The organism is Mycobacterium sp. OAS707 (assembly GCF_014873705.1).
GTDB lineage: Bacteria > Actinomycetota > Actinomycetes > Mycobacteriales > Mycobacteriaceae > Mycobacterium.
This window is the reverse complement of record NZ_JADBDS010000001.1, coordinates 1,469,662-1,484,651: the sequence shown is the minus strand read 5'-3', so window position 1 is coordinate 1,484,651 and position 14,990 is coordinate 1,469,662. Positions and strand designations below refer to the sequence as shown.

The following is a 14,990-nucleotide window of genomic DNA, read 5'->3' as shown; positions in this document are numbered from 1 at the left end:
CAGGTCACGGCGTGTAAACAAGCTGATTGCCGCCATGACACCATATGGCTGTGCCGCGTAACCCGACTTCGCCTCCAACCGTGACCATGGTCGGCGGTGGGCAACTGGCCAGGATGACTCATCAGGCCGCAATTGCGCTTGGTCAGACGCTGCGCGTGCTGGCCGCCAGCCCTGACGATCCGGCTGCGCAGGTCAGCCCCGACGTGGTGATCGGTGCGCATACCGACCTCGAGGCGCTGCAGCAGGCGGCGGCAGGCGCGAGCGCGCTGACGTTCGACCACGAGCACGTGCCCACCGAACTGCTCGAGAAACTCGTCGCCGACGGCGTCAACGTCGCACCGCCGCCGTCCGCCCTGATCCACGCCCAGGACAAGCTGGTGATGCGGCGCCGGCTCGAGGCGTTGGGCGCACCCGTGCCGCGGTACGCCGAGGTGACCGAGGTCGGCGATGTGGATGCGTTCGCAGCGCGCGTCGGCACCGACATCGTCGTCAAGACCGCGCGCGGGGGCTACGACGGACGCGGCGTGACGCTGGCGCGTGACGTCGCCGAGGCGCGGGAGGTCGCCGGGCGGTATCTGGCCGACGGCGCCGCGGTGCTGATCGAGGAGAAGGTCGCAATGCGCCGCGAGTTGGCGGCGCTGGTGGCGCGCTCGCCGTTCGGCCAGGGCGCGGCGTGGCCGGTGGTGCACACGGTGCAGCGCGACGGCATCTGCGTCGAGGTGATTGCGCCTGCGCCGCAGTTGAACCCGGAATTAGGCAGCGCCGCAAGCCAACTCGCGTTGCGACTGGCCGACGAGCTCGGTGTGGTCGGCGTGCTGGCGGTCGAACTCTTCGAGACAATCGACGGCCACCTCGTCGTCAACGAACTCGCCATGCGGCCGCACAATTCGGGGCACTGGAGTATGGATGGTGCGCGCACCGGTCAGTTCGAGCAGCACCTTCGGGCGGTGCTCGACTATCCGCTCGGTGACACCTCGCCGATCGCGCCGGTCACGGTGATGTCCAATGTGATTGGCGCACAACAGACTCCGGCGATGAGCATGGATGAGCGACTGCATCATCTGTTCGGCAGGCTGCCTGAGGCCAGGGTGCACCTTTACGGCAAGGGGGAGCGGCCGGGTCGCAAGATCGGCCACGTCAACATTCTCGGCGCTCCTGGCGGCTCGCTCGGTGACGACGCGTACGTCGCAGATGTGCGGGAACGCGCGAATCGGGCCGCACACTGGTTGTCGCATGCCGAATGGACCGATGGATGGAGTGGACATGACTAGCCCTCGCGTCGGCGTGATCATGGGCAGCGACAGCGACTGGTCGGTGATGGAGCAAGCGGCGCATGCGCTTGCCGAATTCGAAGTGCCGTTCGAAGTCGGTGTGGTGTCCGCACATCGGACCCCCGACCGGATGCTCGCGTACGCCCAGAGCGCGGCCGACCGCGGCATCGAGGTGATCATCGCGGGCGCGGGCGGTGCCGCGCACCTGCCGGGCATGGTCGCCTCGGCGACGCCGCTGCCGGTGATCGGGGTTCCGGTGCCGCTAGCCAACCTGGACGGGATGGACTCGCTGCTGTCGATCGTGCAGATGCCAGCGGGCGTGCCGGTCGCCACGGTGTCGATCGGCGGTGCCCGCAACGCCGGATTGTTGGCGGTGCGCATTCTCGGCGCCTCGGATTCGGGGTTGCGGACGCGAATGGCGGAATTTCAGAGCAACTTGGCAGACATGGTGCTGCAAAAGGATGCCGCACTGCGAAATCGGCTGCTCGGGCAGTAGGCTGCCAACCGATGCAGCCAAACTTCAATCGATACCGGGCAATTGGTCAGCGGCTAGTCACCGGCTTCCTGCAACCCGAGATCCTGTTGATCCTCGACGTGCTCAACGCGGCGCAGCGGGCTAAGCAGGTCTCGGGCGCCGTCGCCGAGATCGGCGTTCACCACGGCAAGCTGTTCATCGGGTTGCGCTTGCTACAGCGGCCGGGGGAGAAGTCCGTCGCGATCGACATCTTCGGCGATCAGGAACTCAACGTCGACGGCTCCGGGCACGGCGACTACGAGAAGTTCGCGAACAACGTCAAGCTGTGGTCGTCGATGGACGACGTCGCCGTGCACCAGGGTGATTCCACCAAGCTGGAACCGGCGAAGCTGCGCGAACTGACCGGTGGCGACATCCGGTTCTTCTCCGTCGACGGCGGCCACACCGACGAGATCGTGTACAGCGACATGAAGCTTGCCGAGGCGACGCTGGCCAGCGGCGGCATCGTGATCGCCGACGACGTGTTCAACGAGTACTGGCCCGGCGTTGCGACCGGCACGCTGCGGTACCTGAACGACGGCGCCAAGCTGGTGCCGTTCCTCATCGGCTTCAACAAGGTGTTCTTCACCCACGCCGAGTTCAGCGAGTTCTACCGCGGCGAGGTGTCCTCGGCGCTGGCAGGCAAGCTGCTCCTGGCGACCGGGACCTCTGAGTTCGCCGGCCACGAGGTCTCGCTGGTGGCACCGCAGGGCGCGAAGGACATCCTGCGCAAGAGCCAGCTCGCCCGCACGCTCTACCACAGCACCTACCGGCAGATGGTCCGTGGGCTGCAGGTCGTCTCCGGCGGAAAAGGTAAGGTTACCGGCGAGTAGCAAGGAGTCGCCATGGCCATCGGTAACCCGTCGTTCGACGCTTTCAAGCTCGCCGACGAGCACAATGAACTGCGTTCGGTGCTGCGTGATCTCTGCGAGAAGGAGATCGCCCCGTACGCCGCCGACGTCGACGCCAAGGCCCGCTATACCGATGAGGCGCTGGCGGCGCTGACGTCGTCAGGCTTCGCCGCGATCCACATCCCCGAGGAGTACGGCGGACAGGGCGGCGACTCGGTGGCGGCCTGCATCGTGATCGAAGAGGTCGCGCGGGTGTGCGCGTCGTCGTCGCTGATCCCGATCTGCAACAAGCTCGGCACGATGGGCCTGTTGATGCGGGGGTCCGAGGAACTCAAGAAGCAGGTGCTGCCGTCGATCGCCGCGGGCGAGGCGGTCGCCTCGTATGCGTTGTCCGAGCGCGAAGCAGGCAGCGACGCGGGGTCGATGCGGACCCGCGCTAAGGCCGAGGGTGACGAGTGGGTGCTCAACGGCGCCAAGTGCTGGATCTCCAACGGCGGTCACTCGACCTGGTACACGGTGATGGCGGTGACCGATCCGGACAAGGGCGCCAACGGCATCTCCGCGTTCGTCGTGCACAAGGACGATCCCGGTTTCACGGTGGGCGCCAAGGAGCACAAGATGGGCATCAAGGGCTCGCCAACCACGGAGTTGTACTTCGAGGACTGCCGTATCCCTGGCGACCGCATCATCGGTGAGCCCGGTACGGGTTTCAAGACGGCATTGGCAACGTTGGACCACACCCGGCCGACGATCGGTGCGCAGGCGGTGGGTATCGCGCAGGGCGCGCTGGATGCGGCGATCGCATATGTCAAGGACCGCAAGCAGTTCGGCAAGGCGATCGCCGATTTCCAGGCCGTGCAGTTCATGCTCGCCGATATGGCGATGAAGCTGGAGGCCGCCCGCCTGATGGTGTACACCGCGGCCGCGCGGGCCGAGCGTGGTGAGCCCAACCTCGGCTTCATCTCCTCGGCGTCGAAGTGCTTCGCCTCCGACGTTGCGATGGAGGTGACCACCGACGCCGTGCAGTTGTTCGGCGGCTACGGCTACACCACCGACTTTCCGGTCGAGCGGTTCATGCGGGACGCCAAGATCACCCAGATCTACGAGGGCACCAACCAGATTCAGCGCGTCGTGATGTCGCGCGCGCTGCTCAAGTAGGTCCTCTGCAGCGCACACCGACAGTTCGGCATGCTATGCGCGATTTCGACACCAAGGCTGTGCAATTCCGCACAACAGGTGCGTGGCACGACCCTGACGTAGAAATCGCTGTTAGTCCTGCGATCAACTATCGCCCCCCAGCTGCAGGGCACCTGCGCGGCTGCTCGCGAGTGCTAGCCGCGGGTGACTTTCTCCATCTCGCGGCGACGGTCGAGTGCACCCGCATCAGGGTTGGCCACCAGTACCAATGACGCGCCCGCGGCGAACACAGCCAGCAGGTTGTCGGTCAATTCGTCGACCGTCGTCCAGCCAGCCGTCGACATCACCCGGTCGTCACGGCCGAAACCCTGTGTGGCAGCCGAGGTTTGGGCAGCGGTGAGGACTTCGGCCACTGACCGGCCGTCGAGTGCTGGTCCCGGGTGGCGTTCCGGCGATATCTGGTCGCCGTGCACCCGGACCGACGTCGCGTAATCGGTGAGGCCGACGGGGAGGTCGGCCACCGGCTTCCCGAACGGGTCAAGCGACAGCACCGCGATCTCGCCCGTCCCGACGGCATCGTCTGCGTCGGACAGCCGATCAGCTGTGCACATCGCGATGTCCGCGTCGCCGTCGAGCACGACGTCGGCGCCGATCCACCAGATTCCGAGAAGCACTGCCGCGGTCTGCCAGTGTGCAGGCAGCAGCACCGCCACCCGACTGCTGGGTCCTGCGCCCATTTCGTCGCGCAGCAGGTTGCCGGTCTTGGCGGCCCAGTTGGCCAGTGTCACCGTCGACAACTCGATGCGTTCACCGGTGGCGTCGTCGTAATACGTGATTCGCGGGCCCATCGGGTCCGCCGCCATCAACGGATCCAGTAGCGCCGATGTGACCGTGGTCAGTTGACGCACTCCGGGTCGTTGGAGCCTGCGGTGAGAATCGGCGACGGCGTGGGCTCGGCGTCGCCCGAGTCGGTCGACCCCGCGGCTGCCGGGTCGACGGTCGTCAGCGTTGGATCCATGCCCGAGGACCCGGGGCCGGTGTAGTCAGCCGAGAGCACCACCCGCGCGGAGCCGGGTGCGACCGAGGCGTTCTCGACCACAGGCAGCCCTCCGAGTTCCTTGGAGATCGCTTGCGCGCCAAGGTCATCGGCCTTCGCCGCCTGCACCTGGCTGCCTGTCACGTGGCCGCCCTCGTTGTTGCCGGTGTTGCCTGCGGCGAACCCTTTGTTGGTCAGCACCTGCAACACCGCCGCGGCCAGTCCGTTGATGTCGGAGTCGTTGACCACGTCGACGGTGGTTTTGCTTGGCGAGTAAGCCAATTGCTCGGTCTTGCCCTCGTCCTGGTCGTGCAGCAGGCTGCCCACCCACTCCTTGACATGAGCCGGGTCGACGCGCACCACGCTCTGCATGCCGTCGTCGCTCCAGCCGGCCTCTTCGACGATCGGTATGGTCGCGAATGCGACACTGCCCCCGGCGAGCTGCTGCAGCTGCTTGACGAAATCCATGATGTCCCAACCCTCGGACAGCACGACCGAGCGCTGGACGGCGTCCTCGAGGCGGTTCAGGGTCGACGGGCTCGACAGCGTCTTGCTGGAGATGACGTCGTGGGCCAGCGACGCCATCACTGCCTGCTGTCGGGTCACCCGGTCCAGGTCGCCGCGCGGAAGGTCGTGGCGCTGCCGCACGAAGCTCAACGCTTGCGGGCCGTTCAGCTTCTGCCAGCCAGCGGGGAAGTCGGCGCCCGAAAGGGGTTCGTACACAGCATCTTTCAGGCAGACGTTGACCCCGCCGAGGGCGTCGGTGATCAACGCGAAGCCGAGCAGGCCGATCTCTGCGTAATGGTCGACGGTGACACCGGTCAGGTTGGCGACCGTCTTGATCAATGCTTCGCGGCCGGCTTCGACGGCCTCGGGCTCGGCCTTTGCCGGATCGACACCGTCCTGCTCGACGAGTTCGGTCTTCTTGTCGAAATACGCCGAGCCGTACACACCGTTGATCTTCATCTTGTTTCCGCCCGGCGTCTGGACGTACGAGTCGCGGGGGATGGAGATCGCAGTGGCCGACTTTCCGTTGTTCGGGATGCGCACCAGGATGATCGTGTCGGTGTTGGTGGACTCGTCGTCGCCCGCCCGCAGCGTTGCCAGTTCCTCCGCCGACAGCGGATTACCGTGCGCGTCGGTGCGGCTGTCCAAGCCGACCAGCAGGATGTCGATCGCGCCGTCGGCGCCGCCCTCGCCCAGCGCGACCGAGGAAAAGTGGTTGATGCCGGATTCGAACGACCGGATCTTGCCCCACGCGACACCCGTGCCGACCACGATGGCCAGGGCCACCGTCACAGCGATGACACGGGACAGGCGAGCGGGCATCTGCCCAGGCTACTGGCGAGATGCCCGCACATCCGGTAGCGCAGGTCGGCGTGCCAGACTCGTGACTGTGAATTCCCGTAAGCCTGACCGAATTGTTATCTCCGGCGCGGGTGGCATGGTGGGCCGCACCCTGGCCGCTGCGGCGCGCAGGCGAGGCCGTGAAGTGCTGGCGCTGACGTCTGCGGACTGGGACATCACCGATCCCGTGGCCGCCGAGCGGTTCATCGAGCCCGGCGACGTCGTGATCAATTGTGCGGCCTATACGCAGGTCGACGCCGCTGAACAGGAACCGGAGCGGGCCCACGCGGTCAATGCCGTCGGGCCTGAACACGTCGCGCACGCCTGCGCGCGCGCCGGGGCAGACCTCATCCACATCTCCACCGACTACGTGTTTTCCGGCGGTCAACACCACCCCTACGAGATCGACGACGAAACCGGGCCGCTGAGCGTGTACGGCCGTACCAAGCTGGCCGGTGAGCTGCTGGTTCTCGCCGCGATGCCCGACGCGCACATCGTGCGGACCGCGTGGATCTACGAGGGCGCCGATGGAAAGGATTTCGCTGCGGTGATGCGGCGACTGGCCGCCGGTGACGGGGAGGTGGAAGTCGTGGCCGACCAGGTCGGTTCGCCGACCTACGTCGGTGATCTCGTCGAGGCCCTGCTGCAACTGGCCGATGACGGATCGATCCGCGAGCCGGTGCTGCATGCCGCCAACGAGGGTGCTGCCAGTCGCTTCGAGCAGGCCCAGGCGGTGTTCGAGGCCGTCGGTGCCGATCCCCAGCGAGTTCGGCCGGTGGGCACCGACCGCCATCCGCGTCCCGCGCCGCGGCCGGCCTATTCGGCGTTGTCCGCCCGCCGATCCACGGAGGCTGGCCTCAAACCGCTGCGGCCGTGGCGTGAAGCGCTGGCCGCTGCGCTCGCGCAATAGTCAGGCGCGGCGCGCCTTCTCGGCAGGCGCGGTGTCGAGGATCAACTCCGCGGCCCGCCCGGCCATCGCCAGCATCGGTCCGGCGAGGTTGCCCGACATCTGCTTCGGCATGATCGAGCAGTCGACGATGCGCAGCCCCTCGATGCCGCGGACGCGCAATTGATCGTCGACGATGTCCTCGTCGTTCGGGCCCATCATGCAGGTGCCTGCCGCGTGGCTGCCCGTCGCGCCGGTTTTGATTGTGGCGTCGACGATTTCGTCGTCGGTCTGCACGCCGGCCCCTGGGGTCGTCTCCAGCTCGACGTGCTCGGCAAGCGGCGAACGCTCGAAGATCTCCCTGATCTTGCGCACCACACCGACCATCGTCGTGCGGTCGTACTCGGTGGCCAGATAGTTGGGGTCGATCGAAAGCTTGGCGTGCGGGTCGGCTGAGGTGATCCACACGCTGCCTTCCGACGTCGGCCGCAGAATCTCGGCCGCGCACGAAACGCCTCCGTGGGAATCGATTTGGCCGCGCTCGCCGCCACTGACGTCGGCAACCGACATTAGCCGAGCCAGGAACTGGCCGTCGACGCGCTCGAGCTCGGGTCGGGTCTTGAAGATCGCCATCACGTCGCCCGTCGGCGTGGCAAGCGGTCCCCTGCGTGTCGCCGCGAACTTCAGTGCCGCAATCGCCTTGCCGACAGTGGTGCGCAGCTGCCGGTTGTAGCCCAGATCGTCGCGCAGCCGGTACATCATGATGGCGCAGAAATGCTCGGTCATCCGGCGGCCGACGTTGTCGCGTTCGAGATACAAAGGCACACCGGCCTTTTCGAGCACCTCGCGGGGGCCGACGCCGGATAGCTGCAAAATCTTCGGGGTGTGCAACGCACCCAGTGCGCTGATCACCTCGCGTCGCGCGCGCACCTCCGAGGTGTTGCCCCCGCTGCGGATCTGGACACCGACTGCCCGCCCGTTCTCGAAAATCAGCCGCTGCGCGTAGGTGTCGGTGGCCAGGTGCAGATTGGGCCGCTTGAGAACCGGATCGAGGAAAGCCTTGGCGGCGCTGACCCGCAGGCCACGGTGGATCATGGCCATCGCAGGCCCGACGCGCTCGTCGTCGGATTCGTTGTAGTCCTGCACGCTCTTGAGGCCGGTGCTGGCGGCGGCGTCAATGATGTACTGGCTCAACTCATCTGGGAACTTCGGCTGCGAGATATGCAGTGGCCCACCGACACCGCGCGTCGGCGAGGGACCGAACTGGTTGTCCTCGAAGGCCTTGAAGATCGGCAGGATGTGGTCCCAGCCCCAGCCATGGTTGCCCAGCCGCTCGAGTTCGTCGTAGTCCTCGCGGTTGCCGCGGTTGTAGACCAGGCCGTTGATGGCGGTGGAGCCGCCGACCGCCTTTCCGCGCACCCATCGTTCATTGAGTTTGTCGGCGGCGCCGTAGGGCTCGAGTTGGTAGACGAAGCTGTGCTTATGTCCCTCGTAGGAGAGGGGGTCGGGGTGATCGGTGCGCTGTTCGAACAGGCCTGCGCCCATCATCGGGATCGCGAAGTAGGGACCGCGGGCAGGCGGACCCGCTTCGACCACCAGCACCTCGGTTCGCGGATCCTCCGAAAGTCGGTTTGCCAGCACACAGCCGGCGGCTCCTGCGCCGAGGATGACGTAGTCGAACGCGGGCATACTGCTCGTCCTTTCAGGCCGCGGTTGTCCACCCCCTTAGCGGCCGTTAGACAGACTACCGGGCTGAAGCGCCAACACCGGAGTTGGTTGCCGTTGCTGCGGTGGCCCATTGGGATGCCGCTACCCTCTAGCCAATGATTGACGAACTGGGTCTGTCCGCGTGAGCGATGGACTGACCGTGGTCACGGTGACCTATTCACCGGGGCCACACCTCGATCGGTTCCTTGCGACGCTCTCGCTTGCCACCGAACGGCCTGTGACGGTGATCATGGCCGACAACGGTTCGACTGACGGCGCGCCAGAAGAGGCGACGGAGCGCTACTCGAATGCGCGCTTGCTGCGCATGGAGGGAAACCTCGGCTACGGCACCGCGGTGAACCGCGCGGTCGCTGAGATCACCCCGGAGTCGGAGTTTGTCATCGTCGCCAACCCCGATGTGCAGTGGGGACCCCGCAGCATCGACCTGTTGCTGGAAGCGGCCGAACGCTGGCCGAAGGCGGGGTCGCTGGGGCCGTTGATCCGCGATCCCGACGGCTCGGTCTACCCGTCGGCGCGCCACCTGCCGAGCCTGATCCGCGGCGGCATGCACGCGGTCGTCGGCCCGTTCTGGAAATCCAACCCGTGGACAGCGGAATACCGCCAGGAGCGAACCGAGCCCAGCGAACGCCCTGTCGGCTGGCTTTCCGGCTCGTGCTTGTTGCTGAGGCGTTCTGCATTCGATGAGGTGTCGGGCTTCGACGAGCGCTATTTCATGTACATGGAGGACGTCGACCTGGGAGATCGCCTCGGCAAGGCGGGCTGGCAGAACATTTATGTGCCGTCGGCGGAAATTTTGCACGACAAGGGCCACGCCACGGGCCGCGACCCGGCCCGCAACTTGGCGGCCCACCACACGAGCACCTACACTTTCCTGTCAGATCGGCATCCGAAGCTGTGGCAGGCGCCACTGCGGTGGACCATCAGGGGCGCGCTAGCTGCGCGCGCGGGCCTTGTGGTCCGCAACTCGAAGCGCAAGCTGAGAAAGGGACGGCACTAGTGGTCAATCCTGCTGAAGTGGACGCGGTCGTACTCGTTGGCGGTATGGGCACGCGCCTGCGGCCGTTGACCCTGTCGGCGCCCAAGCCGATGCTGCCGACGGCCGGCCTGCCGTTTCTGACGCACTTGCTGTCGCGGATCGCCGATGCAGGCATCGAGCATGTCGTGCTGGGCACCTCGTACAAGGCGGGTGTTTTCGAGTCGGAGTTCGGCGACGGATCCAAGCTTGGCCTGCAGATCGACTACGTCGTCGAGGACGAGCCGCTTGGCACCGGCGGCGGTATCGCCAACGTGTCAGAGAAGCTGCGCCATGACACCGCATTGGTGTTCAACGGCGACGTGCTCTCGGGTGCTGACCTGCGGGCGCTGCTGGACTCGCATGGGAACAGCGGCGCCGATGTCACGCTGCATCTGGTGCGCGTCGGCGACCCTCGTGCATTCGGCTGTGTGCCCACCGACTCCGAGGGCGTGGTGACGGCTTTCCTGGAGAAGACGCAGGACCCGCCGACCGATCAGATCAACGCAGGCTGCTACGTGTTCAAGCGCGACGTCATCGACCGCATCCCCAAGGGCCGGGCGCTGTCGGTGGAGCGGGAGGTCTTCCCGGGGCTGCTGGCTGACGGGCTGCGGGTATGCGGTTACGTCGACTCCACGTATTGGCGTGACATGGGCACACCCGACGACTTCGTGCGCGGCTCGGCCGACCTGGTGCGCGGCATCGCGCCGTCGCCTGCGCTCGGCGGTCAGCGTGGCGAAAAGCTGGTGCACGACGGTGCCGCTGTCGCCCCCGGTGCACTGCTGATCGGCGGCACGGTCGTCGGCCGCGGCGCCGAGATCGGCGCCGGTGCCCGGTTGGACGGCGCGGTGATCTTCGACGGCGCATGCATCGGGGCCGGCGCGGTCATCGAGCGTTCGATCATCGGCTTCGGTGCTCGCATCGGGCCGCGCGCGTTGGTCCGCGACGGCGTGATCGGCGACGGGGCCGACATCGGCGCGCGTTGTGAGCTGTTGCGCGGCGCGCGGGTGTGGCCGGGGGTCGCCATCCCTGACGGCGGCATCCGCTACTCGACCGACGTCTAAGCGATTTCGGCGCGCTAACCGTCGCTGAGCGTGCGTTTGCGCGCCGAATCCGCCAATTGCGTGAGGCCGAAGTCGCAGTCTTCGGGCAGCGCATCCAGCGGCCACCACCGCAAGTCCAAAGACTCGTCGCTGACCGCGATTTCGGCGTTCGCCGGCGCATGAACGATGAACTGCATGTCGAGGTGACGCGTCGGCACGCCCAGCGAACACGTGACGGGGTGCACGTGCAGCGCGGCAGGCTCAGGATCGATGATGAGGCCGTCGATGCCGGATTCCTCGGTGGCTTCACGCAACGCGGCGGCGACGATGTCGGCATCGGTCTTCTCGCAATGCCCGCCCAGTTGCAGCCACCGACCAAAGCGTGGATGCAGCGTCAACAACGCGCGCTCGCCGGTGTGGTCCAGGACCAGCGCCGAGCCGGTGACGTGACCCGGTACGCACTCGCGCAGGCAGCCATCCGGCCGTGCGGCGAGAAACGCCAGCACGGCGTGCCGCAGCGTGTCCTGTGCGGGATCGGGTGCGTGCCAACGCGTCAACGCGTCGACGGCCGATTCATGCAGGCTCACTTGCGGACCAGCAGCCCGTCGGTTTCCACCGGATCGCGAGGGCCAGGCGGTTCTTCAGGGTAGCCAATGGCGATGGCGCCCAACGGTTCCCAGTCACCGGGCAGCGCGAGTTCGTCGCGTACCAGGTCGGCGGCGAAGATCGTGGAGCCGATCCAGCAGCTGCCGACCCCGCGCACTGCCAGTGCCACCAGCAGCGCCTGCACGGCTGCACCGACCGCAACCGTGAACATGGTGTGCTCGGCGGCGGTCCTGCTCTGATCGGGGTAGCTGTGCGCTCCGTCAGGCACCATGAACGGGATGACGAGTTCGGGTGCGTCGTAGAGGATCTGGCCGCGCCCGACACGCCGCTCGACAGAATCCGGAGAGCGACCGTCTGAGGTCAGGTCGGCGCGCCACTGATCTTTCATCCGATCCAACAGGCGCAGGCGCCGTTGCGGGTCCTGCATCCACACGAAGCGCACGGGACGGGTGTGGTGGGGCGCAGGCGCGGTGAGCGCTTCGGCGACCGCGGCCTCGATGAGGTCGGGGGCGACGGGTTCCGCGCTGAACCGCCGGATCGATCGGCGCAGCAGCTGTGCCTGACTGCGGCCAAGGGCCAGGGCTTCTTCGGTGCCGAGCCAGAAGAGGTCGTCTTCGCCTGGCCGCAGCAACGTGCGCGCGTTGGAACCGTTGTCGGACAACGTGAGTCCACGCACCACGGCGACCGGGATGTCGGTCAGCTTGCCCTTGACGAGATCGGCCGCCGCGGCGATCTCGTCGGCGACAGCGATCTCGGTGACGATCAGATCGTTGCCGTGCCGGTCCCGCGATCCCGCGTAGCCGTGCAGCACGGTCAGTCCTGCGGCCCCGATCGCGAAATCGGTCTGGCCGTTGCGCCAGGCCCTGCCCATGGTGTCGGTGATGACGACGCCGACGGTGACGCCGAGCCTTTCGCGCAGACCGGTGCGCAGCGCCGCGGCGCTGCCATCGGGATCGGTTGGCAGTAGCGCCAACTCGCCGGAGTCGACGTTGGAACCGTCCACCCCGGCCGCGGCCTGCACCAGCCCCAGTGCGTTCTCAGTGATCAGCGTGCGGCCCTTGCGTGCGAGCACGCGGACGGCCTCGGCATCGATCAGCTTGCGCCGCAACGCATCCCGCTCTTCGGGATCGATTGGGGCGTCAACGATGCGGCCCTCGCACTTGGACACGACCTTGCTGGTGATGACCACGACGTCGTTGTCGCGCAGCCACGGCGCCGCTTGCGCCAGGGCGGCTGCGAGGTCGTCACCGGGCCGGAACTCGGGAAGTCCTGGCACCGGGAGCAGTTCGACTGCCGCAGCTGACCCATGCTCGGTCACGGCTTCACCCCTGCCAGATCCAGTCCGGCACGCACCATTTCGGCCGTGGCCGCCGGATCGGTCATCAGCAGCGGCACCGAGCGCACCTCGACTCCCTCGATGTCGGCGTGATCGCCCTCGTGTATCAGCCAGCCGTCGAGGATGCCGACGCCGGAGCGGGGTCCGTAGTAACCGCCGACGGCCTCCGAGGTGCTGGCCACCCCGATCACCGAGAGGCATTCGTCGGCCATGCCGCGCACCGGCTTTCCGCCGATGATGGGGGAGTAGCCGATCACGCGGGCCGTCGTCGAGCGCAGCGCGCCACGGATTCCCGGGATGGCCAGGATTGCGCCGATGCTCACCACCGGATTGGAGGGAGCGAGCAGCACCACGTCGGCGGTCTCGATGGCTTCGGTGACGCCTGGCCCCGCGGTGGCTTTGTCGGCGCCGACGAACGCGAAGCTGTGCGTCGGCACTTGCGCGCGGTGGCGCACCCACCACTCCTCGAAGTGGATGGCCCGTTTCTCGCCAGCCTGATCACCGGGGCTTGGATCGGTGATGACGACGTGGGTTTCGCTGCGATCGTCGCTGGCGGGCAGCAGACGCGCGCCCGGCTGCCACCGGTCGCACAGCGCCGCGGTCACATCCGAAAGCGGATAGCCGGCGCGCAGCATCTGGCTGCGGACCAGATGGGTGGCCAGATCGCGGTCGCCGAGACCGAACCAGTCTGGCTGTACGCCGTAGGCGGCGAGTTCTTCTTTGGCGTGCCAGGTTTCGTCGCGACGTCCCCACCCACGCTCAGGGTCTATGCCGCCGCCGAGGGTGTACATGCAGGTGTCGAGGTCCGGGCAGATCCGCACGCCGTACATCCAGGCGTCGTCGCCGACGTTGACGATCGCGGTCAGTTCGTCGTCTGATGGGGACCCGCCGAACTGGCCGAGGCCCAACAGGCGCTGCACCCCTAACAGGAAGCGGGCGCCGCCGACGCCACCCACCAGAACCGTGACCTTCACGTGACCGACATTAGGCCGTGGCGCCAAAGCCCGTGCGCCGCGGTGCTGTGACAGACACGCCGACGTGACGACGCGCCGAATTCGTGTCACGGAATGGTATGAATTTCTGTTCCAGCGCTTGACCGCGACAGCTAACGCGTGTGTAATCACACCAGTGTCATTTCCTGGTTGGACGGCCGGTTTCGGTGGCGCAGACCGAGATTCGATCACTTGTTCGAATTGAAGCGGGCCCTACTTATAAATGGTGGGGCTCAAATAAGGGATCTACGAGACCAGGTGAGGAGGCGGAGCATGGCTTATGAGCAGGTCGATTCCAGTCACGACGATCGATTCGACAACCGGATTCTCGGCTCAGTAGGCGACACCCGTCACACCATTACCGGACCTACACCGATTGGGGTCCCCGGGCGTCCTCAATTGAGTTTGGTACCCGAACAACCCGAGAGATATGAAGTTGCTCCGGCAACTACCGAAGACGATCAATGGCAAGAGCGCGCATTGTGCGCTCAAACCGACCCCGAGGCGTTTTTCCCCGAGAAGGGCGGCTCGACCCGGGAAGCCAAGCGAATCTGCCTGGGTTGCGAGGTCCGCGACCGGTGCCTGGAGTACGCGCTGGCTCACGACGAGCGTTTCGGCATCTGGGGCGGCCTGTCCGAGCGGGAGCGCCGCCGCCTCAAGCGCGGAATCATCTGACCTCTAGCGGGTCACTCGTCATCGATCGTCGGGTCGATGACTGACGGTTCGACGCCCAGATAGGTGGCCACCTGAGCCACCAACAGTTCATGAAGCAGCTCGGCGAGTTCGATGGTGTCCTTCGCCCGTCGCTCAATTGGCTTGCGGAACAACACAATTCGCGCGCGCGTCGCGTTGCCGCGGACATCGACCCCTGCCGGTATCAACCGAGCGAGCGCGATCGGACCGTCCGCGACCACTTCGGGCGGCCACTGCACAGATTCGGGGTCCTTCGGCGAGATGCGGGGGATCTCGTCGACGGCGACGTCCAGCCCCGTGACCCGGTCCTGCCATCGCCGTTCGATCGGTTCGTAGGCCTCGAGCACCGCCATGTCGAACCGCTCGGCCCGGCTGCGCCAGCCAGGCACGGTCGGCGGAAGCAGCGGGCCGCGCATCTCTCGGCCGCGGCGTGATCGGCCCAGATTGCGCTGCGTCACGCAGCCGATCGTAACGGTTGGAGATCGGCGGTCTGATGGCTGCGCGTGTCCGGCGGCTTACAGCGTTTTCGCACGATAAC

The 14,990-nt window shown here is 66.6% G+C and carries 15 protein-coding genes; 8 read left to right on the top strand and 7 right to left on the bottom strand.

Annotated elements, in window-relative coordinates:
- Window positions 1-44: 44 nt before the first annotated feature.
- From GGC64_RS07335 to GGC64_RS07320, 4 genes are read left to right on the top strand one after another with little or no spacing between them, the layout of a single operon-like run.
- Window positions 45-1,271: a 5-(carboxyamino)imidazole ribonucleotide synthase gene (locus tag GGC64_RS07335; protein ID WP_192721739.1), complete on the top strand. Its 1,227-nt coding sequence runs from the start codon at window positions 45-47 to the stop codon at window positions 1,269-1,271.
- Window positions 1,264-1,767 (top strand): 5-(carboxyamino)imidazole ribonucleotide mutase, encoded by a 504-nt coding sequence (gene purE, locus GGC64_RS07330; RefSeq protein WP_192721738.1) that lies wholly within the window; start codon window positions 1,264-1,266, stop codon window positions 1,765-1,767. The genes GGC64_RS07335 and purE overlap by 8 nt, the downstream gene beginning before the upstream one ends.
- A gap of 11 nt (window positions 1,768-1,778) precedes the next feature.
- On the top strand, window positions 1,779-2,618 hold the full coding sequence (locus tag GGC64_RS07325; protein WP_192721737.1) for a class I SAM-dependent methyltransferase: 840 nt from the start codon (window positions 1,779-1,781) through the stop codon (window positions 2,616-2,618).
- 12 nt (window positions 2,619-2,630) lie between these two features.
- A complete protein-coding gene (locus GGC64_RS07320; protein WP_192721736.1) occupies window positions 2,631-3,794 on the top strand; it encodes an acyl-CoA dehydrogenase in 1,164 nt (387 codons plus the stop codon).
- 173 nt (window positions 3,795-3,967) lie between these two features.
- Here the strand turns inward: GGC64_RS07320 and GGC64_RS07315 are convergent, their stop codons facing one another.
- Both GGC64_RS07315 and GGC64_RS07310 read right to left on the bottom strand, forming a co-directional pair.
- Window positions 3,968-4,672, bottom strand: coding sequence for a TIGR03089 family protein (locus GGC64_RS07315; protein ID WP_225951572.1), 705 nt, complete (start codon window positions 4,670-4,672; stop codon window positions 3,968-3,970).
- Complete coding sequence (locus GGC64_RS07310; RefSeq protein WP_192721735.1) at window positions 4,669-6,138, bottom strand: LCP family protein; 1,470 nt, start codon at window positions 6,136-6,138, stop codon at window positions 4,669-4,671. The genes GGC64_RS07315 and GGC64_RS07310 overlap by 4 nt, the downstream gene beginning before the upstream one ends.
- Here GGC64_RS07310 and rfbD point away from each other — a divergent pair.
- The gene (gene rfbD, locus GGC64_RS07305; RefSeq protein WP_370582020.1) at window positions 6,035-7,066 is read left to right on the top strand and encodes a dTDP-4-dehydrorhamnose reductase; all 1,032 of its coding nucleotides are present in this window, start codon (window positions 6,035-6,037) and stop codon (window positions 7,064-7,066) included. The genes GGC64_RS07310 and rfbD overlap by 104 nt on opposite strands.
- On the opposite strand, the gene GGC64_RS07300 is transcribed toward rfbD, so the two are convergent.
- The gene (locus tag GGC64_RS07300; protein ID WP_192721733.1) at window positions 7,067-8,731 is read right to left on the bottom strand and encodes a GMC family oxidoreductase; all 1,665 of its coding nucleotides are present in this window, start codon (window positions 8,729-8,731) and stop codon (window positions 7,067-7,069) included.
- Between the two features lie 178 nt (window positions 8,732-8,909).
- Between GGC64_RS07300 and GGC64_RS07295 the strand changes: the two genes are divergently transcribed.
- Both GGC64_RS07295 and GGC64_RS07290 read left to right on the top strand, forming a co-directional pair.
- Window positions 8,910-9,767, top strand: a complete 858-nt coding sequence (locus tag GGC64_RS07295) for a glycosyltransferase family 2 protein (protein WP_370582056.1) — start codon at window positions 8,910-8,912, stop codon at window positions 9,765-9,767.
- Complete coding sequence (locus GGC64_RS07290; protein ID WP_192721731.1) at window positions 9,767-10,846, top strand: NDP-sugar synthase; 1,080 nt, start codon at window positions 9,767-9,769, stop codon at window positions 10,844-10,846. Before GGC64_RS07295 ends, GGC64_RS07290 begins: the two co-directional genes overlap by 1 nt.
- Before the next feature lie 14 nt (window positions 10,847-10,860).
- Here GGC64_RS07290 and GGC64_RS07285 read toward each other — a convergent pair whose 3' ends face one another.
- Genes GGC64_RS07285 through cofD form a run of 3 tightly spaced genes read right to left on the bottom strand, consistent with a single transcriptional unit; the run spans window position 10,861 to window position 13,741 of the window.
- Window positions 10,861-11,412, bottom strand: a complete 552-nt coding sequence (locus GGC64_RS07285; protein ID WP_192721730.1) for an NUDIX hydrolase — start codon at window positions 11,410-11,412, stop codon at window positions 10,861-10,863.
- Window positions 11,409-12,749: a coenzyme F420-0:L-glutamate ligase gene (locus GGC64_RS07280; protein ID WP_192721729.1), complete on the bottom strand. Its 1,341-nt coding sequence runs from the start codon at window positions 12,747-12,749 to the stop codon at window positions 11,409-11,411. The genes GGC64_RS07285 and GGC64_RS07280 overlap by 4 nt, the downstream gene beginning before the upstream one ends.
- Window positions 12,746-13,741, bottom strand: coding sequence for a 2-phospho-L-lactate transferase (gene cofD, locus GGC64_RS07275; protein ID WP_192721728.1), 996 nt, complete (start codon window positions 13,739-13,741; stop codon window positions 12,746-12,748). The genes GGC64_RS07280 and cofD overlap by 4 nt, the downstream gene beginning before the upstream one ends.
- A gap of 291 nt (window positions 13,742-14,032) precedes the next feature.
- Here cofD and GGC64_RS07270 point away from each other — a divergent pair, with 291 nt between their 5' ends.
- Window positions 14,033-14,434 (top strand): WhiB family transcriptional regulator, encoded by a 402-nt coding sequence (locus GGC64_RS07270; RefSeq protein WP_370582019.1) that lies wholly within the window; start codon window positions 14,033-14,035, stop codon window positions 14,432-14,434.
- Window positions 14,435-14,445: 11 nt separating this feature from the next.
- On the opposite strand, the gene GGC64_RS07265 is transcribed toward GGC64_RS07270, so the two are convergent.
- The gene (locus tag GGC64_RS07265; protein WP_192722440.1) at window positions 14,446-14,868 is read right to left on the bottom strand and encodes a metallopeptidase family protein; all 423 of its coding nucleotides are present in this window, start codon (window positions 14,866-14,868) and stop codon (window positions 14,446-14,448) included.
- Between the last annotated feature and the right edge of the window lie 122 nt (window positions 14,869-14,990).